At 62.8% G+C, this 25,010-nt stretch carries 21 protein-coding genes; 16 read left to right on the top strand and 5 right to left on the bottom strand.

Annotation, left to right across the window (positions count from 1 at the left end; translation table 11 throughout):
* The first annotated feature begins 10 nt into the window (after positions 1–10).
* Together AB6809_RS15210 and cydB are read left to right on the top strand one after the other, a co-directional pair.
* A complete protein-coding gene (locus tag AB6809_RS15210) occupies positions 11–1,462 on the top strand; it encodes a cytochrome ubiquinol oxidase subunit I (protein ID WP_029966251.1) in 1,452 nt (483 codons plus the stop codon).
* Positions 1,443–2,459 carry a cytochrome d ubiquinol oxidase subunit II gene (gene cydB, locus AB6809_RS15205; RefSeq protein WP_029966253.1) on the top strand — a complete coding sequence of 339 codons (1,017 nt, stop codon included), beginning with the start codon at positions 1,443–1,445 and terminating at the stop codon, positions 2,457–2,459. The genes AB6809_RS15210 and cydB overlap by 20 nt, the downstream gene beginning before the upstream one ends.
* Positions 2,460–2,757: 298 nt before the next feature.
* Here cydB and AB6809_RS15200 read toward each other — a convergent pair whose 3' ends face one another.
* Positions 2,758–5,445, bottom strand: coding sequence for a glucose/quinate/shikimate family membrane-bound PQQ-dependent dehydrogenase (locus tag AB6809_RS15200; protein ID WP_029966255.1), 2,688 nt, complete (start codon positions 5,443–5,445; stop codon positions 2,758–2,760).
* 164 nt (positions 5,446–5,609) lie between these two features.
* On the opposite strand from AB6809_RS15200, the gene AB6809_RS15195 reads away from it, so the two are divergent.
* The 4 genes from AB6809_RS15195 (at position 5,610) to AB6809_RS15180 (ending at position 7,528) form a co-directional block, all read left to right on the top strand.
* Complete coding sequence (locus tag AB6809_RS15195) at positions 5,610–6,017, top strand: NUDIX hydrolase (RefSeq protein WP_029966256.1); 408 nt, start codon at positions 5,610–5,612, stop codon at positions 6,015–6,017.
* Positions 6,018–6,090: 73 nt separating this feature from the next.
* On the top strand, positions 6,091–6,318 hold the full coding sequence (locus AB6809_RS15190; RefSeq protein ID WP_006049355.1) for a hypothetical protein: 228 nt from the start codon (positions 6,091–6,093) through the stop codon (positions 6,316–6,318).
* 51 nt (positions 6,319–6,369) lie between these two features.
* Complete coding sequence (locus AB6809_RS15185) at positions 6,370–6,921, top strand: hypothetical protein (RefSeq protein ID WP_029966257.1); 552 nt, start codon at positions 6,370–6,372, stop codon at positions 6,919–6,921.
* A gap of 94 nt (positions 6,922–7,015) precedes the next feature.
* Positions 7,016–7,528: a hemerythrin domain-containing protein gene (locus AB6809_RS15180; protein ID WP_029966258.1), complete on the top strand. Its 513-nt coding sequence runs from the start codon at positions 7,016–7,018 to the stop codon at positions 7,526–7,528.
* 112 nt (positions 7,529–7,640) lie between these two features.
* On the opposite strand, the gene AB6809_RS15175 is transcribed toward AB6809_RS15180, so the two are convergent.
* The gene (locus AB6809_RS15175; RefSeq protein ID WP_006049352.1) at positions 7,641–8,141 is read right to left on the bottom strand and encodes a ferritin-like domain-containing protein; all 501 of its coding nucleotides are present in this window, start codon (positions 8,139–8,141) and stop codon (positions 7,641–7,643) included.
* 170 nt (positions 8,142–8,311) lie between these two features.
* On the opposite strand from AB6809_RS15175, the gene AB6809_RS15170 reads away from it, so the two are divergent.
* Positions 8,312–9,187, top strand: coding sequence for a manganese catalase family protein (locus AB6809_RS15170; RefSeq protein ID WP_029966262.1), 876 nt, complete (start codon positions 8,312–8,314; stop codon positions 9,185–9,187).
* 105 nt (positions 9,188–9,292) lie between these two features.
* On the opposite strand, the gene AB6809_RS15165 is transcribed toward AB6809_RS15170, so the two are convergent.
* A complete protein-coding gene (locus tag AB6809_RS15165) occupies positions 9,293–10,531 on the bottom strand; it encodes a phosphatidylserine decarboxylase family protein (protein WP_029966264.1) in 1,239 nt (412 codons plus the stop codon).
* Positions 10,532–10,585: 54 nt separating this feature from the next.
* Complete coding sequence (locus tag AB6809_RS15160; protein WP_029966266.1) at positions 10,586–11,617, bottom strand: flavodoxin family protein; 1,032 nt, start codon at positions 11,615–11,617, stop codon at positions 10,586–10,588.
* 213 nt (positions 11,618–11,830) lie between these two features.
* Here AB6809_RS15160 and AB6809_RS15155 point away from each other — a divergent pair, with 213 nt between their 5' ends.
* Both AB6809_RS15155 and AB6809_RS15150 read left to right on the top strand, forming a co-directional pair.
* Positions 11,831–12,520, top strand: a complete 690-nt coding sequence (locus AB6809_RS15155; protein WP_029966268.1) for a PIG-L family deacetylase — start codon at positions 11,831–11,833, stop codon at positions 12,518–12,520.
* Positions 12,521–12,613: 93 nt separating this feature from the next.
* Positions 12,614–13,558: a glycosyltransferase family 2 protein gene (locus AB6809_RS15150; protein ID WP_029966270.1), complete on the top strand. Its 945-nt coding sequence runs from the start codon at positions 12,614–12,616 to the stop codon at positions 13,556–13,558.
* Between the two features lie 39 nt (positions 13,559–13,597).
* On the opposite strand, the gene AB6809_RS15145 is transcribed toward AB6809_RS15150, so the two are convergent.
* Positions 13,598–16,279: an ATP-binding cassette domain-containing protein gene (locus AB6809_RS15145; RefSeq protein ID WP_029966272.1), complete on the bottom strand. Its 2,682-nt coding sequence runs from the start codon at positions 16,277–16,279 to the stop codon at positions 13,598–13,600.
* Positions 16,280–16,764: 485 nt separating this feature from the next.
* Between AB6809_RS15145 and AB6809_RS15140 the strand changes: the two genes are divergently transcribed.
* From AB6809_RS15140 to AB6809_RS15110, 7 genes are all read left to right on the top strand, one after another.
* Entirely contained in the window at positions 16,765–18,063 is a 1,299-nt protein-coding gene (locus AB6809_RS15140; protein WP_029966273.1) for a glycosyltransferase family 1 protein, read from the top strand.
* A gap of 109 nt (positions 18,064–18,172) precedes the next feature.
* Positions 18,173–18,778, top strand: coding sequence for an HAD-IIIA family hydrolase (locus AB6809_RS15135; protein WP_006049344.1), 606 nt, complete (start codon positions 18,173–18,175; stop codon positions 18,776–18,778).
* Positions 18,775–20,064, top strand: a complete 1,290-nt coding sequence (waaF, locus tag AB6809_RS15130; protein ID WP_029966274.1) for a lipopolysaccharide heptosyltransferase II — start codon at positions 18,775–18,777, stop codon at positions 20,062–20,064. Before AB6809_RS15135 ends, waaF begins: the two co-directional genes overlap by 4 nt.
* A 25-nt stretch (positions 20,065–20,089) precedes the next feature.
* Complete coding sequence (locus AB6809_RS15125) at positions 20,090–21,835, top strand: carbamoyltransferase C-terminal domain-containing protein (protein WP_029966275.1); 1,746 nt, start codon at positions 20,090–20,092, stop codon at positions 21,833–21,835.
* Positions 21,832–22,911: a glycosyltransferase family 2 protein gene (locus AB6809_RS15120; protein WP_035569460.1), complete on the top strand. Its 1,080-nt coding sequence runs from the start codon at positions 21,832–21,834 to the stop codon at positions 22,909–22,911. Before AB6809_RS15125 ends, AB6809_RS15120 begins: the two co-directional genes overlap by 4 nt.
* Positions 22,908–24,047: a glycosyltransferase family 9 protein gene (locus AB6809_RS15115; RefSeq protein ID WP_029966278.1), complete on the top strand. Its 1,140-nt coding sequence runs from the start codon at positions 22,908–22,910 to the stop codon at positions 24,045–24,047. The genes AB6809_RS15120 and AB6809_RS15115 overlap by 4 nt, the downstream gene beginning before the upstream one ends.
* Complete coding sequence (locus AB6809_RS15110) at positions 24,037–24,993, top strand: glycosyltransferase family 4 protein (RefSeq protein ID WP_029966280.1); 957 nt, start codon at positions 24,037–24,039, stop codon at positions 24,991–24,993. The genes AB6809_RS15115 and AB6809_RS15110 overlap by 11 nt, the downstream gene beginning before the upstream one ends.
* The last annotated feature ends 17 nt before the right edge of the window (positions 24,994–25,010 follow it).

Below are 25,010 nucleotides of genomic sequence, written 5' to 3'. Positions count from 1 at the left end.
AGGTTCCGCGATGCCACCCTCGGTTGACGCTCTCTTTCTCGCCCGCGCGCAATTCGGCTTCACCATCGCCTTTCACATCATTTTTCCGGCGATGTCGATTGGGCTCGCCAGCTATCTCGCGGTTCTCGAAGGTGCGTGGCTCATCACCGGCAAGCCGGTCTATCTGGCGGTATTTCGCTACTGGCTGACGATTTTCGCCGTGGTATTCGGCGTGGGCGTGGTGTCGGGCCTCGTCATGTCGTATGAGTTCGGCACCAACTGGGCGGGCTTTGCGTATCGTGCCGGTCCTGTAGTAGGCCCGCTGATGGGCTACGAAGTACTCACCGCATTCTTTCTCGAATCGGGCTTTCTCGGCGTGATGCTGTTCGGCATGAAGCGCGTCGGACCCAGACTGCATTTTCTCGCCACGGCGCTCGTGGCGATCGGCACGTTGATGAGCGCGTTCTGGATTCTGGCCGTCAATTCATGGATGCAAACGCCGCAGGGCTTCACGATGGTGGACGGCCGCTTTTTTCCCGCGGATTGGCTCAGCATCATCTTTAATCCGTCGTTCCCCTATCGGCTCGTGCATATGGTGCTTGCCGCGTATTTAAGCGTGGCATTCATCGTGGGCGCCGTGGGTGCATGGCACCTGCTGCGCGATTCGAGCAACGAGCCGGCGCGCCTGATGGCTTCGATGGCGTTATGGATGGCGTGCATCGTCGCGCCGATCCAGATCGTCGCCGGCGACCAGCACGGCGTCAATACGCTCAAGCATCAGCCCGCGAAGATCGCCGCACTCGAAGGCGACTGGGAGTCGAAACCGGGCCAGCCGCTCATATTGTTCGGCATGCCAAACATGAAGACGGAAACGACCGATTACGCCGTCGAGATTCCGCACCTCGGCGCACTGATTCTTACGCATACATGGAACGGCTCGATTAAGGGGCTGAAGGAATTCCCGCCGGCCGATCGTCCGTTTTCACCTCTTATTTTCTGGACCTTTCGCATCATGGTCGGACTCGGCGTGCTGATGGCGCTGACCGGCTTTGCGAGTCTCGCATTGCGGGCGCGGCATTCGCTTTATCGCGCGCGCTGGCTGCACCGGCTCATGGTCGCGATGGGACCTTCCGGGCTGATCGCGCTGTTGTGCGGCTGGACTGTGACCGAAGTCGGCCGTCAGCCTTACACCGTGTATGGCCACTTGCGTACCGTCGACAGCGTATCGCCCATCGCCGCGCCCGGCGTTGCAACATCGCTCGCGGCTTTCGGCGTGGTCTATCTGATCGTATTCGGCGCGGCAATGGTGTTCCTGTTGCGGCTCATGGCGAGGCCGCCGTCGCTCGCCACCGAAGGGCCCGCGAAGGACAAGCCGCATCGCAGCGCGGGCATCACGCCGGGCCCCGCGCAACGGCAACCAGCATCGGCCTCTAGCGATAACGCTCTTTCACAGGACCCACGCCATGACAGCCGCCACGATTGATCTGCCGCTCATATGGGCCGCGATTCTCGCGTTTGCCGTGCTTGCGTACGTGCTGCTCGACGGCTTCGATCTGGGCGTGGGCATTCTGTTTGCCGTCGAGCGCAATCGGGAAGACCGCGACCTGATGGTCAATTCCATTGCGCCGGTATGGGACGGCAACGAGACATGGCTCGTACTCGGCGGCGGCGGACTCTTTGCCGTTTTTCCGCTCGCCTATTCGATCATTCTGCCCGCGCTCTATCCGCCGATCATCGCAATGCTGCTCGCACTCGTCTTTCGCGGCGTGGCTTTCGAATTCCGTTTTCGCGCAACAGGCTCGGGGCGCATGTGGTGGGACGTCGCCTTCTTCTCCGGCTCCGTCATGGCTGCTTTATGCCAGGGCCTCGTGCTCGGCGGACTGCTTCAGGGCATCCACGTCGAAGGCGTTTCGTATTCCGGCGGCTGGTGGGACTGGCTCACGGGCTTCACCGTGTTGTGCGGACTCGCGGTGATCGTCGGCTATACGTTGCTGGGTTCATGCTGGCTCATTTGGCGCACCGAAGGTCCACTGCATGAACGCTGCCGACGCTACGCGCGCAGCATGGCCGTGGCAGTACTCGCGCTAATCGTGGTGGTCACGCTATGGACTCCGATGCTGCAAGGCTCGCTCGCCGAACGCTGGTTCCGCTGGCCGGCGATTGCATTCACGGCGCCAGTGCCGATCTTGCTGGTTCTTCTCGCGGCCGGCTTCTGGCGCAGCCTGTCGGCGCGCAGGCATGTACTGCCCTTGCTGTTTGCCTATGGCATTTTCATTCTTTGTTATGCGGGACTTCTCATCAGCCTCTATCCGAACCTGGTGCCGCCCGCCATTTCTTTCCGCGATGCCGCTGCGCCGCACTCGAGCCTGCTATTTCTTCTGGTAGGCGCTGCGATTACCGTACCGATGATTCTCGGCTATACCGTCTACGCGTATTCCGTCTTCAAAGGCAAAATGCGCCCCGGCGAGGGATACCACTGACATGTGGCGACGATTCGCATGGTTCGTCGGTTTATGGATGCTGGGCGTGGCCACGGTAGGTCTAATAGCAGGCGTATTGAAAGTTATATTACGCGCGGCTACGCATTAACTCTTTTGTGGAACGGGTTCTTCAATTGTGCCCGGTGAAATGTTTGCTCGCCGACGCGTAACGTTTTCAAATTTTTGTCGATAGTCGCGCGCTGCGAATGCGTATTGCGTACTGCGTATTGCGCCAGCGAATACGAGGGAGTTCTTCCTCGTACTCGCCGGCGCTCTGGTCTTCAATGCAAACCCTTGATTACGGCAGCGTGTACGCAATCACATAGTCGCCCTGCTTCGTGCCGAGCGAGCCGTGGCCGCCCGCGGTGACGAGCACATACTGCTTGCCATTGCTGTCCGCGTAGGTCATCGGCGTAGCCTGGCCGCCTGCGGGCAAGCGCGCCTCCCACAAGCGCTCGCCGTTACGCACGTCATAGGCGCGCAAATAGTAGTCGAGCGTACCGGAGAGGAATGCGACGCCGCCAGCGGTCGTCACCATGCCGCCGAGACTCGGCACGCCGAGCGGCATCGGAATCGGCAAAGGCGCGCTATCGCGGATCGTGCCGTTCTTGTGCTCCCACACAATGTTGTTCGTGCGCAGATCGACGCCCGCGACATAACCCCACGGCGGCGCCTGGCACGGAATGCCGAGCGGCGAAAGAAATGCGTTGATCTCGAATCCATACGGCGTGCCGCGAGCGAGCTTGATGCCGCTCGTTTCGCTGCCCTTCTTCTCGCCGTTATCCGACGGAATCTGCGAACGCGGTATCAGCTTCGAAGTAAAGGCCATGTAACTCGGATTCGCGATGAGTATTTGCCGCACCGGGTCGACCGCGACGCCGCCCCAATCGAATACACCGAAATTGCCCGGAAATACGAGTGATCCCTGTTCCGAAGGCGGCGTGAACATGCCGTCGTAACGCAGCGATTTGAATTTCACGCGGCACCACAACTGATCGAAAGGATTAGTGCCCCACATGTCGCGTTCGCGCACTTTCGGCGGCTTGAAGTTAAGTGCGGAGAACGGCTGCGTCGGCGATGTGTGGTCGCCCGACGCGGCGCCTTGAGGCACGGGTTCTTCTGTAATAGGCACGATAGGCTTGCCGGTCTCGCGGTTCAGCACATAAATGCTGCCCTGTTTCGTCGATGCAATTAGCGCAGGCTGCACGCCGCCTGCCGTCTGCAAATCGATTAGCGAAGGTTGGCCGCCGACGTCCATATCCCACAGATCGTGGTGCGTGAATTGATAGTTCCAGCGCATCTTGCCGGTTGCGAGGTCGAGTGCAACCACGCCTGCTGCCACTTTCTCGGAAGCCGGCGTGCGCAATCCGCCCCACTGGTCCGGCGTCTGATTGCCGAGCGGCAGATAGACCATGCCGAGCTTCTCGTCGACGCTGAACACCGACCACATATTCGGCGAATTGCGAACATATGTCTGGTTGGGGCCAACGGGCTGCGTCGCGTCCGGATTGCCCGCGTCCCAGTTCCACACGAGATGGCCGTCATGCACGTCGAATGCACGCGTGACGCCGGAGGGTTCGTTGGTCGATTCGTTATCGGTGACGTGACCGCTGATAATCACGAGATCGCGCGTGACCGCCGGCGGCGATGTCGAGTAATAACCGCCCGGTGTGAACGGGCCGATGTTCGTGCGCAGGTCGATCTGACCGTTATTGCCGAAGTGCGTGCACGGTTGTCCCGTGTCCGCATTGAGCGCGATGAGGCGCGCGTCGGCGGTCGGCAGGAAGATGCGGCGCGGGCATTCGGCGCTGGCTGCAGCGTTGGTGTTGGCGTTGGCTGTCTGCTGCGTGGCGGCGGCAGTATCGCTCGCAGTAGTCGCAGCCGCTGCGGATTGCGTAGTGTCGGCCGCCGCGGAAGCCGCGTTCGCCGATTCGGTGCTTGCCGATGCGGCGTCGGCCGCAGGCGTCGATGCAGCCGCGCCGGAAGATGCATCCGCAGTCACGCTTGCAGTCGCGCCCGAAGCCGCAGCCGCATTCGAGGCCGCATTTGAAGCCACATTCTCACCAGTGCTCGTGCCCGGCGCCGAAGCCCCCGCTGCATTTTCCGCGGCCCCGGTCGTCGCATTCGCCGAATACATCGCGTCGTCGTGATAAGACACGCCGCGGCATGTCATATGTTCCCAGTGCTTGAAACCGACGGGGCTCTGGATATGCGGATCGTAGCGCCACAGTTCTTTGCCCGACGCGGGATCGAGTGCAATCACGATACTGTGCGGCGTGCAGAGGAACAATTTGTTGCCCACCTTGATGGGTGTATTTTCATCGGTCGTTTCAGTCGGGTCGCCCGGACCCGGCTTGTCGCCGGTCTGGAATTGCCAGGCGACCTTCAATTGCCGCGCATTTTCAGGGGTGATCTGCGTAAGCGGCGAATAGCGCTGACCGAACGGCGAGCCGCCATAGTCGGTCCAGTCGCCGGCCTGGCGGTTCGCATCGCCGGCAAGCGTCGCGCTCGGCGCCGCGGCGGTGGAGGCCAGCGTGCCGGGGCGATCGTACGGATGATTGAATGCGGTGCCGATGCCAAGCAGCACCGTCACGATCACGGCCGCAGCCAACGGCACCACGCCCTCGCGATGCGCGGCCGGCGGCCCGAACACCAGTTTGCCCGCGACGGGCGGCAACAGCAGCCACAACGCGAGCACCAGCCACACCCACAAACGCGGCAGCAATTGCCAGAAATCGAAGCGTGCTTCCGTGACCGCCCAAATGGTCGAACCGAATAGAACGAGCGCGAACAACCAGAGCGCCGACCGCCGGCGAATGAACAGCAGCACACCGGTCAGCGCGATCGCAATGCCCGTTATGACGTAATACCAGGAGCCGCCAAGCGTGACCAGCGGGACTCCGCCCGCGGCTAACGCCAAACCGATAATGATAAATACGATACCAGGGACCGCGAGCGCGGGGGGAAACCGATGCGGCTTCGACATGTTCGCCACCTCTACAGACAATGATTCAAATTGAATTGCAACAATAGCCCACCCATGCAGGCTCGGAAGACGCTGCCCTGCGAGTAGCATTTGTGGTTCCCGGACGCTTGCCGGGAAGGCATAGTGCATGCTTTGTAAGGTCGCCCTTTCTTGCCCGATATCCGATGAAGCAGCGAGCCACCATACTCTGTCTACGCGCCAATAGCATCCTCCTCGTCGCGAGATCGAATGGAAGATGGGCGCTGCCCGGCGGCCGATGCAAGCCTGGCGAATCGGTCGCGGCAGCGGCCATTCGCGAACTTCTGGAAGAAACGCAACTGACCGATCTCGTGCTTCACTACATCTTCGAATTCTGGGGCGCGCGCACTCGCCACTATGTATTCGCCGCGCGTATTCCCGATGACATCGAGCCTGTTCCGGGCCGAGAGATCAGCCGGTGCCGCTGGGTTCGCGCGAAAGACATCCATTCCGCATGGGTGAGCGTATCGACGCGCGGAATCGTTCAGGTACTGCTTGGCGAAGGCAGTCCTGTGGGCCCCGCGCGAAGGTCGAGCCCGTTGCGTGTTTTCTGAGCGCCGCATTTGACGCGCGTGGCACAAGCGTTGCATCGCAAAGCTTGTCGCCTATTCACTCACGGAGTTTCAAATGGCAGGAGATAACTCGTTCAAGCCCGGCGAAATCGTCAAGACGTCCGGCATCTATGCAGTCGTTCATGACGACGGCAAGGGAACATTCGAAGTGACCTGCGTAGAGGGAGAACATTTTCCGCCGACGCGCAGCGGCAAAGGCGCCCACTTCGAACTCAAATACGCGGCCACTCATGCGCATCGCCATGGCGAGCTGAAAGGCAGCGAAGCGCGACAGGCTGTTTAAAGAACCCAAACCACTGAACTCGCGCGCGCTATCGGCCAGGAGGCGAGACCGGTGCCCAAAGCTTCCGCCACACCATTCGCTCTCGCCGAGCGCGCGATCATCAGTCTGTATGACGGCGGCGTACTGTCGCCCGCCGTCCTCGAACGGCTTATCGCGTCGTTCGCCACGGCGAATCCCGACTGGGACACTGAGCCGACGGAGCGCTCCGTCGACGGACGCTCGCTTCACGAAGTCGTCGCTCTGACCATGCTGCCGGGCGAATCGCTGCGGGCGGCGCGCAAGTCGTTCACGTCCATCATCGAACATATTGCGGGCGCGCCTAAAACGAAAAAGACAAGCCGTGCAGCGAGCAAAGTCAAAGAAGAAGTCGAGGAAGAAGAGCCGGCAGAAGAAGACGACGAAGACAGCGCCGAACTCGCGAGGCAATTATCCGGCGGTACACGCGGCACGCGCGGTACGCGCGGTACACGCGGCACGTCGTCTAACGGGCGACGCGGCTCCGCGAAGAGCGAAGACGCCGACACGTCCGCACGCAAGCCTGCTGGAAGGGCCGCATTCAATCCGCTCGTGAATGCCGCGGCGCCGCGCAAGAGCAAAAGCTGACTGTTGGCAGAGAGCCGCCCGCCAACGGGCACAATGCTTGCGATGCTTCGCTCAGACATGCCGCCACGCGGCGGCGTCCAACATGGAGAGCGACATGCCGGAACAACAACCAACCCCCAACACCGACGACGCACTGGAATTACTGATCGCGGACCATCGCGCGGTCGAAAAGCTTTTCACCGCATTCAAGCAGGCCAAAGAGGACGATCTCGAAGCGAAAGCCACCCTCGCCCAACGCGCGTGTGAAGAACTGACTATTCACACCATCATCGAGGAAGAACTTCTTTATCCGGCCGCGGGCAAAGCGCTTCCGTCGAGCGATGTGGTCGACGTCGAGGAAGCCTACGTCGAGCACTTTCTCGTGAAGACGCTAATCAGCAAATTCGAAACGCTGAAGGCGGGCGATAAGGGCTTCGATGCAACCTTCAAGGTGATGAGCGAAATGGTGCAACATCACGTCGAGGAAGAAGAGAACGAGCTATTCCCTGAATTGCGCAAGGCCAATCTCGACGTCAAGGGGCTCGGCCAGAAGATCGCGAAGCGCAAGACGGAGTTGCAAGGCAAACTCGACCAGGTAGGAAGCCGCGCTGTGGGCGATAAAACCTGATACAGGTTCCGCGCCGCGCGGTGCGTCGCCGCGTATTGCCATAAAAAATCCCGCCCTGAAACGGGCGGGATTTCGCTCGTCATTCGACGGGAACCGCGCTGCTTACCGCTGCTTACTTCTGCTGCTTTGCCTTCTCGTTGCCGGCGCGCTCCGCGAATTCGGTGAGCTTCAGATCCGTAGCCTTTTCTTCTTCCAACGTTTCCTTCAGCAGATTAACCGCCTCGGTAAAGCCCAACTGCTTGCCGATCGCGCAGAGACTGCCGTACGACGCGATTTCGTAGTGCTCCACCTTCTGCGCGGCCGCGACGAGACCCGCGTCGAGCACCGGTCCTCTTTCGATTTCGTCGATGAGTTCCTGGCCTTCTTCAATCAGGCCTTCCATCGCGACGCACTTCATTCTTTTCAACTTCACGCCACAACTTTCTACAACCTTGTCGATTCTTTCCACCTGTCCCTGCGTTTCTTCCAAGTGAACCTTGAATGCCTCGCTCAATTGCGGATCGGACGCAGCGCGCGAGAGCTTCGCCAGTGCTTTGGTCAATTGCTTCTCGGCGCTGTAGATATCCGACAGCATGTGAACGAACAGATCATCGACAGTCTTTCGCTGTGTCATATGCAACTCCCAAGGTAGTGGTTAGGAGCCCTGCATCGCGCAACGGGTGTGCCTGGCGAAGCGGACGGGCATGTGATTGACCGTAGCGCGTCGCATTCGCACCAGGTACGGCGCATGCGCAGGCAAGCGTGCAGTCCAACGTTTCCCAACCATACTCAACGGAGAAGCCAATGTTCGTTCACAACAAGCGACTTCAATACACCGTGCGTGTCGCCGCCCCTAATCCGGGCCTCGCCAACCTGATGCTCGAGCAATTCGGCGGGCCCCAGGGCGAGTTGGCAGCCGCGTGCCGGTACTTCACCCAGGCCGTCGCTGAAGACGATCCGGGCCGCAAGGATTTGCTGTTCGACATCGCCACGGAAGAGTTGAGCCACCTCGAAGTGATCGGCTCGATCGTCGCCATGTTGAACAAGGGCGCGAAAGGCCAGCTTGCCGAAGGCGTCGAGCAGGAAGCGGAGTTGTATCGTTCGCTGACGGGCGGCGGCAACGACTCGCACACGACCGCGCTGCTGTACGGCGGCGGGCCTCCGCTGACGAACTCCGCGGGCGTGCCGTGGACGGCCGCGTATATCGACACGATCGGCGAGCCGACCGCCGACCTGCGCTCGAACATCGCCGCGGAAGCGCGCGCGAAGATCGTCTATGAGCGGCTGCTGAATATCACGGACGATCCGGGCATCAAGGACGCACTCGGCTTTCTGATGACGCGCGAAATCGCTCACCAGAAGTCGTTCGAAAAAGCGCTGCATTCTATCCAGCCAAACTTCCCGCAGGGCAAGCTGCCGGGCGTTCCAGAATTTACAAACGTGTACTACAACATGTCCTCGGGCGAAGGCGACGCACGCGGTCCATGGAACGAAGGGCCGGAATGGGAGTTCGTGGAAGCGCCGCAACCGGCGGTGGACGGTGGCGACGGTTTGCCGTCGGTGAACGTGACGCAAGCGGACGTCGAAGTACTCGGCGCGCTGGCTTCGCGAACCGCTTCGGACACTGCGATCGATCCGGTGACGGGAGCGGATCTTGGATCGGGTAAGCAGCCGGGTTGAGTTCCGATCCGCTATTTGAGAAGTCGCTTGTAAAAGAAAAATGCCGCGGAGCGAGTCGCGCTTCGCGGCATTTGAACGTCACTAACGAACCAACGCTTCGTTTCGCTAGCGCGCCGTCGCAACGTGCGTTTTCACCTTGATTGACGATGCATTGTCGAATGGCGGCTGCGGAACGAAACTGCTGATCACGTCCCGCTCGAATACGAGGCAGCACGTCGAACCGCCGTACTGGAAAAAGCCTATTTCGTCGCCCTTTGAAACCCGCTGACCCGGCAGTGCTTCGATGATGCACGACGACACATCGGCCATACCGACGAATACGCAGCCCACCTGGCCAATGGCCGGATCGTCGCTTTCGATCACGATGATTGCCCGTGCCGCGAGTGCGGTAATGTAGCCCTGCGAGTCGTTAAGACCGCCGGGATCGCGGCCTTCCGCATCGGCGTCCGAGTAATAGGTGCCGTCCAGTGCATAAGCTTTTTTAATGACGCCCGCGATCGGCGCATGCCAGCGGTGGTAATCGAATGCACTGAGAAAGCACTGGTAAATGGAACCGCCGACAAAGCGCTGCGCCAGCTCGCGCTGGCCGGCCGAAAAGATGTCCAGCAGTGAATAAGGCTGCGCCTTGATCCAGAAATTGTCGGTCAGTTTCACGTCTCTCTGGATGTTATACGGAGCCGCCTCGCAGGGACTGACAATGATCTTGTCGTTATCCGGCTGATCCACTGGCCGCTCGCCCTCGCGAAAGCGGCGCGTGAAGAAGTCGTTCCATGAAGAGAAGCCCCAATACGGCTTGTCCGGATCACACACGAACTGCGAAAGGTTGATCTTCTCGTCGGCCTCGGGCGAGAACCATCCGTTCGGCGGCGACGTATTCAGATGCTCGCGCGAATGCGGTCCGCTCAGGAATCCGCACCAGCAATCAAGCACATGCTTGATCTGCTGATTGAACGCGGGGTCGCGAAAGAGCGCGTAACCGGAGGGCATGCACATCGGCCAATCGAGTACCGCATTCAACGGGCAGTGAATCAGGCTCTTTTCGCTGAACGGCGGCGCATAAGTCATCAGATAGTCGATGATGACCATCAACTCTTCTATCGACGAATAGCCGAGTACATAGCCCTTATCGCGCGCCTGATTGATAGCCCGCGTCATATCCATGCGAAGAACCGGATCGCCGTCGAGGAGCGCGGCGAGCTGTTCGACCGCTGCCGTGCGCGGCGCATGCGCCGCACGGGCGCGAGCTTTTTCCGCCAGGTCGGTGCGGTATTGCGCGAGTTGCTCTTCGTTGCTCGGCAGCCACCCACCGAGCCGGCGGCGTTCGTCCGCTTCCTTGTCTGTCATGCTTACCTTTCCCTATTGCGTTAAACGTTGATGAAACACTGCGACGACGGGGGCCTATTTCGCGCGCGGCGTTTGCAACGCGTCGTCGGGCTGCTTATATCCGTTGCGAATCTGCTCGACGCGTTCGGCGACCGCCTGCGCCACATTCACGACTTCCTGCTGCATAGCCTCGTCATGATCGAGGGCCGCGTGGCTCGTCGCATAGGGCTCGTAATAGCCGATAAAGCGGTCGAGCCGCGACTTCGGACCGGCTTCTATCAGTCCCATCCAGTCGAGCCAATCGCTCAGCGCACGGCGCGATCCTTCGATACCGGCAACATCTCCATGTACTACGAGGCCATAGGCCCTGCCCGCCAGATGCTTGGGATAGTCCCAGCCGGCAAGCTCGATTTTCTTGGCCTCCTCGGGCGTCTTGCCGTGCGTCGAGGTCGGATCGGGATTGCCGCCGTCCGCGCAAACGAGGCGATCCATTAGCAGCTTGAGCGGGCTCGCGACCTGATACCAATAGACAGGCGTGACGAAAATCACACCATGCGCGGCCGCAAAGCGCTCGTAAATCTCGTTCATCCAGTCGTTCACGAGACCGAGCGAATGATTCGGATAGCAACTGCATGGCCAGTGGCAAAGCGGCATCGCCGTCGAGACACAGCCTTTGCAGGGATGAATATGGAGATCGCGATCGGAATTCAGGCGCGACAGATCGAGGAAGTCGACGTCGAACGCTCGCCGCTCGAGCGCGCCTTGCGCGATTTTCCCGAGGCGGAAGCTCTTCGACATTTCGCTGGGGCACGTATAGTCGTTTCGCGACGAGGCATTCACGATGAGCACGCGCGAACGGCCAGCCGGGTCGCGCTGCCGGACTTGCGCGGCCTTGATGCGCTCGCTCGCCGCGCGCCATTCGACGGACAGTTCGTAGTCGGGATCGGCATAGCCCGCGCCGGCCTTCGCCGTTATCGGCGATTTACGCGCGTGCGAATAGGCGTCCCACGCTATCGCTTCGAGCCGCGCGAGCGCCTCGTCTTCCGCGCGGAATGCGGGGTCGTAGAAGCGCGCCATGAAACGTTCGCGAAAGACTTCGCGCGGCAGCTTCTCCGTGATCTGCCCGCGGCGGACTTCGACGGGCACCGCCGCTATCGACGGGTTCTTTGCTTCGCTCACGTGGTCTCATGCAAAAAACGGTACGACGACCAAGCGAGCAACTAGCATTCCCGGATGCGATCGCGGCCACAACGTCGGAAGCCAGGTCCGCGATTTGCTTCTAAAAGCGCTCCCCCGGCCCCATACAACTTACATCAAAGAATGATGCAATCACGCGCCCGCCTACTCGTCGTTTCTCCGCATCTGGACGATGCCGTATTGAGCTGTGGACTGCTGCTGACAGCGAGCCCGTCCGCCATTGTCTGCACCGTTTTCACTGCGCCGCCAGGCGAGAACATGTCGACCGACTGGGATCGGCAATCGGGATTCAAAGACGCGTTCGAAGCAATGCAAGCGCGCAAACAGGAGGACGCCCATGCTCTGGAAATGCTGGGCGCCCGGCCCGTCCATCTTCCGTTTTGCGACGCGCAATACCTTCACACTCCGTCGCGCGATGAATTGGCCGAAGCACTGCGCCACACGCTCCATGCGTATCAACCCGAAAACGTCATGGTCCCGCTCGGCCTCTTTCACTCGGATCACATACTCGTATCGGATGCCTGTCTTTCGTTAATCGCCGGGATGGGCGACGCGGTATTCCACGCCTACGAAGAGATTCCGTATCGACGAATGGAACACGCGGTTCCCGATCGCATTGAAGAACTGACGAAGCGCGGTTACCTGCTGAGTCCCGCCGACGACCTCGCCGCGGCCGCGCGCCAATCAGTTTCGCATGAACAGATGAAGCGCGAAGCGATTGCCGCGTATGCGAGCCAACTACGCGCATTCGGCCCTGATGCCGAAACCACGCTCTATTGCGAGGAAAAGTACTGGCGACTACAACGAGCGTAAAAAAAACCGGAGGCCAAACCTGAAGCCAGTTGAAAGCGAACGGCACATCGTTTGCTTGAAGCGGGAATCGCCCCGTCAAGAACAAAGAACAGCATGGATAAAAAACCGCTTTCCCGGCGCATTTCGGTAGTCGTTCTGACACACAACCGCGCCTCCGAGCTTGTGGCCACCCTCGAGCGCTTACTCGCCCTTCCAGAAAATCCGCCCATCTTTGTGGCGGATAACGGCTCGAATGACAATACCGTCGCGCTGGTGAGGACGCTCTTTCCGACCGTATGCATCATCGAATGCGGAGGAAATCTCGGCGCAGCCGGGCGTAATCGCGCCGCCGAGTGCGTCGGCACAGACTACGTAGCGTTCTGCGACGACGACACCTGGTGGGAGCCGGGCTCGCTCGAACGCGCGGTGCAACTGCTCGACGCGTGGCCCAACGTGGGTGTATTGAGCGGGCGCGTCGTGGTGGGCGAAGACAGGATCACGGACCCCATGTGCTCGGTGATGCGCGCGAGTCCGCTCGGCAGCGAGGGACTGCCGGGGCCCGCGTTGATCGGCTACATGGCGGGCGCATGCGTATTTCGCACGTCGCTTTTCCGCGAGTTGGGCGGCTACGAGCCGCGTCTTTTCATCGGCGGAGAAGAAGAACTTGTCGCGCTCGATGTGCTCGCGTCCGGGCACGCGATTGTCTATTGCGATCAACTGACGGTGCATCATCATCCGTCGCCGGCGCGCGATAGTACTTTGCGGCGGCGCACACTCGCGCGTAATGCTGCATGGGTCGCGTGGCTGCGGCTGCCGTGGCCGGAAGGGTGCCGCGCAACAGCGCAGGCGCTCGCCACGTTCTCGCGCGAAGGCACGCTTGCGCGCGATGGCCTCGCACTGCTGCGCGGTCTCGCGTGGGCATTGAAAAACCGCAGGCCCGTACCGCCTCAAGTACTCAACCTGCGCGAACGCGTGCACATCGGCGAACGCCAGATGGCCGCGCCTGCGCCAAGCACTCGCGCGAAGGCTACGGTTGGCAAAGCCGACGCAAGCACGTGATCTCAATCGCTTGATCCAAGCGAGCGCACCGAAAAGTTGCTACGCGCCAGTGCGCGCGGTCGCCATCGCAAGGTTGCGAATCTCGCCGATCAGCTTCTGCGGTGCCACGGGTTTCGTCAAATGTGCCTGAAAACCAGCCATTTTCGCGCGCATGCGGTCTTCGGCCTGCGCGTAGCCGGTCAGTGCGATGGCCGGCACGCGGTCCTGCAACGGCAACTGACGGTCGGCTTCCAGCCGCCGCAAACGGCGCAGCACGTCATAGCCGTCTTCATCGGCGAGCACGATGTCGCATAGCAACGCATGCGGCCATTGCGTGGTCGCGGTCTGCGCGAACCAGTCCAATGCCTCCTTGCCCGACGACGCCGTGCGCACGCGTGCGCCGCTCGCCGTGAGCACCGCTTCGAGCGCGTCGAGCGCATCTTCCTGATCGTCGATCGCCATCACGAAGAGGCCTTCGAGCGGCGCGGCGCCGTCGGCATCGGCAATGGGCGCCGCCGCCTGAGTACTCGATTCGGCATCGGCCACGGGACGCAGCGGCAGCATCGCCACATACGCGAGCCGCCCGTTGAGCGGCATCAGCGTGAAGCTGCCGCCGGCGGCGGACAGCGCTTCTTCCATATGACGCGCCGCTGCCTGCGACAATTCGGCGGGCTTCTCGCTCATGCCGAGCACCGTCACCCAGACCTGATTGTTATGCCGCTCGACGCGCAATTCGATGCGCTGCCCGGGCCTCGCGTGCTCGATCTCGTTGCGGCACAAATCGGCGATCAGCGGTTGCAGCACGCTCGGGTCGCCCGTCACGCGCAGATCGTTGTCACTGATCTGCGGGTACAAGGTCACGCGCCGCGCCGCGATTTCGTCGTGCAGCGCATCGATCACGCCGGCCATCAGCGCGGCGAGACTGACCGATTGCGCGGTGAGCTTGCGCTGCGCGTGCTCGAGTTCGCCCTGCTGCCATTGCAGCGACCACATCTTCGCGTAGACGCCGTCGCGCGCGAGCAGTTCGCGATGCGTGCCCTGCTCGACCACGCGGCCATGCTCCATCACGAGAATCCAGTCGGCGTCGACCACGGTCGAGAGCCGGTGCGCGATCACAATCGATGTGCGGCCTTGCGCGAGGCGCGTCAACTCGGTTTGTATCGCGCGCTCCGAACGCGTGTCGAGCGCTGACGTCGCTTCATCGAACACGATGATGCGCGGGTCCTTCAGAATCGCGCGCGCAATCGCAATGCGCTGCCGCTCGCCGCCGGAGAGCCGCACGCCGCGCTCGCCCACGCGCGTGTCGTAATGATCCGGCAATCGTTCGATGAATTCGTCGAGCTGCGCCGCGCGCGCCGCCCGCACCACGTCCGCACGGGTGGCGGAAGGCCGCCCATACGCGATGTTGTATGCGATCGTCTCGTTGAACAGCACCGTGTCCTGGGGCACGATGCCGATCGCCTCGCGCAGACTCTTCTGCGTGACCTGGCCGATGTCCTGTCCGTCGATGCGTATCGTGCCGCTCGTCGGCTGATAAAGGCGAAACAGCAGCTTCACGAGCGTCGATTTTCCGGAGCCGCTTCCACCCACTATCGCGAGCGTCTTGCCAGGATACGCATGAAAGTCGACGTCGCGCAGAATCTGCCGCGCCGGGTCGTAGCCGAAGTCCACATGCTCGAACGAGATCTGCCCCGCGCTCACGATCAGCGGTTTCGCGGCCGGCTCGTCAATATCCTCGCCGACACGCCCGCGCGCGGCGAGTATCTCGAACATGCGCTCGACATTCACCATCGCGTCGTTGGTCTCGCGAAACACGAAGCCGAGCGTGTTGAGCGGCATGCAGATCTGGATGATGTACGCATTCACCAGAATCAGATCGCCGACGCTCATGCTCCCCGCCACCACATGCTGCGCCGCGAGCAGCATGATCGCGCCGATACCGAACGCGATCACCGCGCTCTGACCGACATGCAACGCGGTCAGCGCACGCTGATTCGCGGTTCTCGCGTGCACCCACTTGTCGAGCACGGCGGAAAGGCGCTGCGTTTCGGTGTCTTCGGTGGCGAAATATTTGACGGTGTCGTAATTGAGCAGACTGTCCACAAGCCGGCCATCGGACTGCGCCTCGAGCGCATTCACCGCGCGCTGGAACGCGACGCGCCGCCGCGTGAAGATGAATGTATAGACCGCATAGCAGACGAAGGTCGCGGCAATCGCGATCATGAACTCGCGCGCGTAATTGTGAACCATGATCGCGACAATCGTGACGATTTCGAACGCGGTCGGCACGATCGTAAAGAGCGCTACGCCAAGCAGAAAGCCGATGCCGTCAGCGCCCTTCTGCACATCGCGCACAATCGCGCCTGTCTCGCGCTTCGTATGAAAGCGCGCACTCATGCGGTGCAGATGCGCGAAGGTCCGCTCGGTGAATGCGGCGACCGTGCGCTGCGCCACGATGCTGAACACCACGTCGCGCGCTTCGTTCAACGCGTCGCCGAGAAAACGCAGCAACGCATACGTCAATACGAGAAACACCGGAAAGAACGCCTGCGCGACCGGGTGCCCCAATTCGTCGACGACATGCTTGAGCACGAGCGGTATCAGCACGGTCGCGAGCTTTGCCGAGATCATCAGCAGCAACGCGGCGAGCGTCTGGTTGCGGTAGCGCCAGACCGCGCGCGTCAGGTCGGCGGCAATACGGCGGGTCAACTGGGAACGGGGCAGCGTGGCGGGGTTCGGCATGAGGTCCCTGAGAGAGCCGCCGCAGCAACAATGCTGCAACGGGCATTAGATTCCACTATGCGGATTCACAAAGCGGCGCGACGAAAAACGCGGCATGTCGAGTCGCGCGCCGAGGCCAGTGACCAGCAAACGATGCGCCCGCCGTCGGACAAAACTTAGCACACGCGAGACCGCGACGACAGGCGCGATTCTTCTCGCATCGCAGAGAAAAAAATTCGCGCTTCTCCAGGAAGTACTACTCGAAATTACATGACGGGTTGTAGAAAAAGGGAACGCCACACCGCTTCCCTCCCGCGAAAAAGGGAACGCTACAGCGCTTCTCCGCACCCACTGTCGGATCAACGTTTCTTGCGCGCCTTGCCGCGCATAGGCACACCACATGCTGTGGCCGGGTAACAGCGTCGTATCGGCGGAAATTGCATAAGAGTGCTCAGCAAACCGCGCGATGCCCGCCCTGCTAATGCCTATCTCGCGAAGGAATGTCAATGAAGATCGCCCTCATCAGTGAACACGCCTCGCCCCTCGCCGTCGCCGGAGGCGTCGACAGCGGAGGACAAAACATTTACGTCGCGAACGTCGCGCGTGAACTCACGGAGATGGGCCATCAAGTGGACGTGTTCACGCGGCGCGACCGCGCGCTGCTGCCGCTCATCTCCGACATGGACGGCGTGCGCGTGATTCATGTGCCGGCAGGGCCGCCGATGCAGTTGCCGAAAGAACGGCTGCTGCCGTTCATGGACGAGTTCGCCGCGTTCCTGATCGAGTTCTTCCGCGGCGAGAAGACGCCGTATGACGTGATGCACGCGAACTTCTTCATGTCGGGCCTCGCGGCATTGAAAGTGAAAGCGGCGCTCGGCGTGCCGCTCGTCACGACGTTCCATGCACTCGGCCGCGTGCGCCGGATACATCAGGGCGCGAACGACGGCTTTCCCGATGAGCGCTTCGCAATCGAAGACGACCTCGTCGCGCAATCCGACGTGGTGATCGCCGAATGCCCGCAGGACGAAGCCGACCTGATCGAGCATTACCGGGCCGACCCCGCGCGCATTCAGACTGTGCCGTGCGGCTTCGACGCCGACGAGTTTCATCCGATGGACCGCGCCACTGCCCGCGAAGCACTCGGCTGGCAGCAGGATCAGTTCACCGTGCTGCAACTCGGACGCCTCGTGGAGCGCAAGGGCATCGACAACGTCGTGCGTGGCGTCGGCGTGCTGAAGCAAGCCTTCAGCGCGTCGGCCGAGCTGTACATCGTGGGCGGCAATTCGGATGCGCCGAATGAAAAGGCCACGCCGGAAATCGCGCGCTTGCGCGGCATCGCGCGCGACTGCGGCGTCGCCGGCCAGACTCACTTCGTCGGGCGGCGCGGGCGCGCGCAATTGCGCTACTTCTATAGCGCCGCCGACGTGTTCGTGACGACGCCGTGGTACGAGCCGTTCGGTATCACGCCGGTTGAAGCAATGGCGTGCGGCACGCCGGTGATCGGCGCGGACGTCGGCGGAATCCGCTATTCGGTGGCGGACGGCATCACCGGCTTTCTGGTGCCGCCGCGCGATCCGGCTGCGCTGGCCGCACGTCTCGACCAGTTGCGGCGCGACCCCGCGCTCGCTCGCCGGATGGGCGAAGCGGGCCTTGAACGCGCACGCAAGGAGTTCACGTGGCGCGGCGTGGGCGAAGCGCTCGCGCAAATCTATATGCGCACCGCGCGGCTCGTGCCGGCAAAGACCGCGGAAGAAGAACGCGTGGAGGTTCGCGTGCGCGCGGCGGCCGGCGCGTCGTTCCGCTAGAACACCGCGCGTCGTCGCAGCGCTATCAGCGCAGCCAGTTTCGTCGAGCCGGGGCGGACGCACTGTCCGCTTCCGGCGAATCGCTCACGTTTTCGGCACCGCCATCATCATGCTGCAACCCGCTGTGTTTCTCGACAAGGACGGCACGCTGCTCGACGACGTGCCGTACAACATCGACCCTTCGCTGATGCGCCTCGCACCCGGCGCTCGCGAAGCGTTGACGCTGCTCGCGAGCCAGCCGTTCGCGCTGTTCGTGATCAGCAATCAGTCGGGCGTCGCGCTCGGTAAGTTTCAGCGCGCCGCGTTAAAAGAGGTGGAAGCCGAACTCGCGCGCATGTTCAGCGAATGCGGCGCGACGCTCGCCGGCGCTTACTGGTGCCCGCATCATCCGGACGGCACGGTCGCGCCCTACGCGACCGCCTGCGATTGCCGCAAGCCTGCGCCCGGACTGCTGCTGCGCGCGGCGCGCGAGCATCGGCTGGATCTCGCGCGAAGCTGGTTCATCGGCGACATTCTCGACGACGTGGAAGCGGGCAATCGCGCCGGATGCCGCACAATTCTGCTCGACAACGGCCACGAGACCGAGTGGATTGAAGGCCCGCAGCGCGTGCCCGGCGCGCGCGCCGCTGATTTATACGAAGCTGCGCAGATTGTCGTGCGCAGTGTCGAAGCGGTATCGCGGCCCGCGCCCGCCGGCGAGGAAACCGCTCGATGAACGCGCCCCTCCTCATCGCCCAGCCGACACTCGCGCACGCTCGCGTGCCCGACAGTCCGCAGCTCGCGCATTGGGGCGAGGACATCAAGCGGATTCTGTGCGTGCGGCTCGACAACCTCGGCGATGTGCTGATGACCACGCCCGCGCTGCACGCGTTGCGCGAGTCGGGCCCCGGCCGTCATATCACGCTGCTCGGCTCGCGCAGCGGCGCCGCGCTCGCGCCGTATCTGGACGATGTCGACGACGTGATCGAATACGAAGCGCCGTGGGTCGCGAATCCAGCCGCGAGTTCGCGCTCGCTCGCCGACGATCAGCGCATGCAGGAGCGCTTGCGGCACGGCGGCTTCGACGCGGCCGTGATCTTCACCGTCTACAGTCAGAGCCCGTTGCCCGCTGCGATGCTGTGTTATCTCGCGGGCATTCCGCGGCGGCTCGCGCATTGCCGCGAGAATCCCTATGCGTTGCTCAGCGACTGGCTGCGCGAACCGGAGCCGCAGCAGCGCACGCGTCATGAGGTGGAGCGGCAACTCGATCTCGTGCGCCAGGTCGGCGCACAAGCGCCCGATACGCGGATGCGCTTCGCTGTGCGGGATTCGGATAGGCGCGCGCTTGCGAAGCAGCTTGCGGCACGCGGCGTGCATAGTGACGCGAAAAGCCGCGCAAATGGCAGCACCCAACACCGCGCCCCGTGGATCGTATTGCACCCAGGTGCAACGGCCGCATCGCGCCGCTATCCGCCGGAGCGCTTCGGCCAGGTGGCCACGCGCCTCGCCACGGAAACCGGCGCACCTATCCTGATCACCGGCAGCGCGAGCGAGCGTCCGTTGGTCGATGCAGTGATCGCGGCGGCCGCGCCTCGCGTTCGCGCGCAACTGCACGATATGAGCGGGGCGCTGTCGCTCGGCGAACTCGCGGCGCTGATCGAGCGCGCCAGCGTGCTGGTGTCGAATAACAGCGGACCGGTCCATCTTGCGTCCGCGCTTGCCACGCCCGTCGTCGATCTTTACGCGCTGACGAATCCGCAGCACACGCCGTGGCAGACGCCGCATCGCGTGCTGTTTCGCGATGTCGAATGCCGCTGGTGTTATCGCAGCGAGTGTCCGCAACATCATCACGCGTGTCTGCTCGGCGTGACGCCCGGCGAAGTCGTGACAGCCGCGCTGGAGTTGCGCGCCGAAGCGCAGTCACACGCGCCGTCTGCGCGCCGTGCTTCCGACAACCCACCCAATGCCCACCACGAAAGCGACGCGGCACAGCCGCTCGCCAAACAACCGGTGGCGCCCTGACAACCCACTTCTACTGCGAACGCCCATGTATACACTCGGAATCAATGCCGTCTATCACGACAGCGCCGCAGCCATCCTGCGTGACGGCGTGGTGCTCGCCGCCGCCGAAGACGAACGCTTCACGCACGTCAAACATGCGAAGCGTCCGGTGCCGTTCTCGACCTGGCAACTGCCCTTCGATGCCATCGACTACTGCCTGAAAGCCGCCGGCATCACGCTTGCCGACGTCGATCACGTTGCGTATTCGTACGACCCGAGCCTGTTCGGCGGCATGCCGAAGCAGCCGGGCGCGACCATCGAACTGCCGTTCGATCCGGCCAACACGCGCCTCACGGACCCGTCCGCATCGCCGTGGGACCCGCTCTTTCTCAGCTATATCGCGAACGCCAAGGGTCAGTTGCTCGACGGTGCGCCGCATCATCTGCGCAAGCGTTTTCAGGGCGTGGACCGCAACAACGGCTTCAAGTGGCATTTTGTCGAGCATCACCTCGCACACGAAGCGAGCGCGTTTCTCGCGGCGCCTTACGACGACACCGCCGTGCTCACGATGGACGGCCGCGGCGAAGGCGTGACGACCAGCATGGGCCAATTTGTCGACGGCGAATATACGCGGTTGAAACAGGTCGAGTTGCCGCACTCGCTCGGCCTGCTCTATGAAGCCGTGACCGACTGGCTCGGCTTTCTGCATTCGTCGGACGAGTACAAGGTGATGGCGCTCGCGTCGTACGGCAAGCCCGAATATGTCGATGTGTTCCGCGACATCGTGCGCTATCGCGGCGACGGCAGCTATACGGTCGACGCGCCGCGCCTCGTCAAGCGCTTTGGACCGGCGCGCGAACGCGGCGGCCCGCTCGAACAGCGCCACTTCGACATCGCGCATTCGTTGCAGCGCGTGCTCGAGGAAACGGTGCTGCAACTCGCCGGCTGGCTGCATGAGAAGACCGGCTTGCGCAAGCTCAGCATGGCGGGCGGCGTGGCGTTGAACTGCGTGATGAATTCCAAGCTGCGCGACGCGGGCCCGTTCGACGACGTATGGGTCCAACCCGCCGCGGGCGATGCGGGCACCGCCCTCGGCGCGGCGCTGTGGATCGACTATCGCGAACGCAGCGAGCGCGGCGACCGCAAGCGTCACTGGACGATGGACCATGCGTACCTCGGCCCCGAGTATCCCGAAGAGGAAATCGAGCAGTTCCTGAAATGGTCGAAGGTTCCCTATCGGCGGCTTGACGACATTGCCGGCGAAACCGCCGACCTGCTCGCGAGCGGCAAGGTGATCGGCTGGTATCAGGGCCGCACGGAATTCGGTCCGCGCGCGCTCGGCGCACGGTCGATTCTCGCGTCGCCCGTCGATCCGCACATGCAGGCGAAGCTCAACGAGATCAAGGACCGCGAGGACTTCCGGCCGGTCGCGCCGGTCGTCATGGAAGAGCATGCGAGCGAATGGTTCGTGAACGGCAAGGTCGCGCCGTTCATGCTGTTCGTGTTCGACGTGCACGCCGACAAGGCCGCGCGCATTCCGGCCGTGCGCCATGTCGACGGCACCGCGCGCGTGCAGACCGTGAACCGTTCGCAGCATCCGCTCTATTACGATCTGCTCGCCGCATTCAACCAACGCACCGGCGTGCCGATTCTCGTCAACACGTCGTTCAATACGCGCGGTGAGCCGATGGTGAATTCGCCGCGCGACGCGGTCGAATCGTTCTGGACCTCGCCGCTCGACGCGCTCGTGATCGGCCCGTTTCTCGTCGAGAAAGCGAGGGATAGCGCATGAGTCCATCCGCTACGGGACCGATGGACGTAACAGGCGGCTTCAGTCGTTCGCATGACGAGACGGAGCCGATCGCCGCGGGCTATCCGGGTGCGCTGCTCGCGCACCTCGATGTGTCCGTGGTGGTGCCGACTTACCGGCGGCCCGACATGCTGGCGGCGTGCCTTCGCGCGCTGACCGAGCAGGACTTCCCTGTCGACCGCTATGAAATCGTGGTCTGCGACGACGGCCCCGACGAAGCGACGCGCGCCTGCGTCGCTCACATTGCGGCCGAGCAGGCGAAGCGCGGGCTCACGGTGCGCTATGTGCCCGTCACCCGCACGCAAGGTCCGGCCGGCGCGCGCAATGCGGGCTGGCAGCAGGCGCGCTCGCCGGTGATCGCCTTCACCGACGACGACACGCTGCCCGATCCGCACTGGCTGCAAGAAGGGCTCACGGCGATTCGCCAGGGCGCGGCGGCCGCCGCGGGCAGAATCGTCGTGCCGCTGCCCGCCGTGCCGACCGACTACGAAGCTGATGCAAGCGGACTCGAACGCGCCGAATTCGCAACCGCCAATGTATTCGTCGCCCGGAGCTTTCTGACGATGACGGGCGGCTTCGACGAACGGTTTACATCAGCGTGGCGCGAGGACTCCGACCTGCAGTTCGCGCTGCTGCAAGCGGGCGGCAAGATCGTGCGCGCGAACGAGGCGGTCGTCGTGCATCCCGTGCGGCCGGCGCGTTGGGGAGTCAGCATTTCGCAGCAAAAGAAAAGCCAGTTCGACGCGCTGCTGTACAAGAAGCACCCCGAACTGTTCAAGGCGCGGATTCGCTCGTCGCCTCCTTTTCTCTATTACCTGATTCTGTGCGCCGCATTGGCCGCGCTGATCGGCGTCGTGCTCGGAGACACGACCACCATGACGCTCGGCTTTGTCGCATGGCTCGCGCTGACGGCCTACTTCTGCGCGATACGCCTGCGCGGACGGGACCGCGGTTTGCGGCACATCGCCGAAATGGCGTGGACGTCGATTCCGATTCCGTTCCTTTCGATCTACTGGCGGCTTTACGGCGCCGTACGTTACAAGGTGCTCTTTCTATGAATGCAGGCCCGTTCATCGCGTCACTCGCACCGCGGCGCATCGCCGTTTTTCGTGCGCTGCAACTCGGCGACATGCTCTGCGCGGTGCCGGCTTTGCGGGCGCTGCGCGCGGCTGCGCCGCACGCGCATATCGCGCTGATCGGTCTGCCGTGGGCGCAATCGTTTGTCGAACGTTACGCGGATCTGGTCGATGAGCTGATCGTTTTTCCGGGCGCCGAAGGCTTTCCCGAGCAGCGCGAATCGAACGACGGCCTGCCCGCGTTTTATGAACGGATGCGCGCGCAACGTTTCGATCTCGCGATCCAGTTGCACGGCAGCGGCGGCATTGCGAACGATCTGCTGCTTCAGTTCGGCGCGCGCGCTTATGCAGGCTTCGTGCAGCCGGACGAGCCGCCGCGCGATGGCGTGTTCATCGGCTGGCCCGACGATTTGCCGGAGCCCGAGCGCTATCTTGCGTTGATGAGCGCGCTAGGCGCCGACACCACCGAGCGGCACTTGTCGTTTCCGCTGAGCGATCGCGATGGCGATGAATACGCGTCGCTCGTCGCCGCGCACGGTATCGAAGCACAGCGTCTGGTGCTGGTTCATCCCGGTGCGCAATTGCCCTCGCGCCGCTGGCCCGCCGCGCGTTTCGCCGAAGTCGCGGACCGTCTCGCCGCCGACGGCTGGCAAATCGCGATCACGGGAACCGCGGCTGAAGCGTCGCTTACCGGCGAGGTGCTCGGCGCCATGACCGCGCCCGCGTTGCACCTGGCCGGCGCGACGTCGCTCGGCGGATTGGCGGCGCTCGTCGCGCATGCGCGGCTCGTGGTCTGCAACGACACGGGCATTTCGCATATCGCCGCGGCCGTGGCGACCGCGTCGGTGGTGATTGCATCGGGCAGCGACACACGGCGCTGGGCGCCGCTCGACCACGCGCGGCATCGCGTGCTCGCCGACTATCCGCCGTGCCGTCCGTGCATGTTCCGCGAGTGCCCGTACGGCCATCCTTGCGCGCTGAATATCGGCGTCGAGCGCGTGGTCGAGACGGCCCGCGCGCAACTGGCCGAGGTTCACGGCGCCCGTCCCGCCGGTCCGTACGCGTTGCATACACAGACCGGAAGCGGGCCCTTCGAGGAGTTGCATAATGCTGCGTAACTGCCGCCGTCTGCGTGTGCTGACATGGCACGTCCACGGCAACTATCTGTATTACCTCACTCAGGCGCCGCACGACTTCTATCTGGTCACGAAGCCGGGCCATCCGCCCGGCTATGCGGGCAAGGTCGGCGTGCTGCCCTGGGGCGACAACGTCCACGAAATCAATGCGGACGACGTGCCCGATCAGGAATTCGACGTGATCCTGTATCAGCACAAAACGCACTGGGAATACGACCGCGAGCACGTGTTGAGCGAGGCGCAACGGCGCCTGCCGCGCGTCTATATCGAGCACGATCCGCCGCAGGAAAACCCGTTCCAGCAATGGCATTGGGTGGACGACCCGGACACGCTGCTGGTCCATGTCACCCACTTCAACCGGCTGATGTGGGATTGCGGCGTGACCCCGACGCGCGTGATCGAACACGGCGTGGTGGTGCCGGAAGGCGTGCGCTACAGCGGCGAACTGGAACGCGGCATTGTCGTCGTCAATCATCTGGCGCAGCGCGGAAGGCGGCTTGGCGCCGACGTGTTCGCCGACCTGCGCACGCGTGTTCCGCTCGATCTCGTCGGCATGGATGCGGAGCGGCTGGACGGTATCGGCGAAGTCGGCAATCTGGATCTCGCCGCGTTCAGCGCGCGCTATCGCTTCTTCTTCAATCCGATTCGCTGGACGAGCCTCGGTCTCGCGATTGTCGAGGCGATGACGATCGGCATGCCGATCATCGGCCTCGCGACCACCGAACTCGCGACGGTGATTCGCAACGGCGAAAACGGCTTCGTGCATACGGATGTGAATGCGCTCGAAGACGCGATGCACGAGTTGCTGCGCGACCCGGCGGAAGCACGGCGTCTGGGCGAAGGCGCGCGGCGCACCGCGCTCGAGCGCTTCCACATAGACCGTTTCGCGCAGGACTGGCACGAAGCGTTGCTGCACGTTACCGCATGAGCGGCGCGTCTTGACGA

The sequence above is a fragment of the Paraburkholderia sp. RCC_158 genome, assembly GCF_041355255.1.
GTDB lineage: Bacteria > Pseudomonadota > Gammaproteobacteria > Burkholderiales > Burkholderiaceae > Paraburkholderia > Paraburkholderia graminis.
The sequence above is the reverse complement of the archived record's forward strand: the minus strand, read 5'-3'. Positions and strand labels throughout refer to the sequence as shown.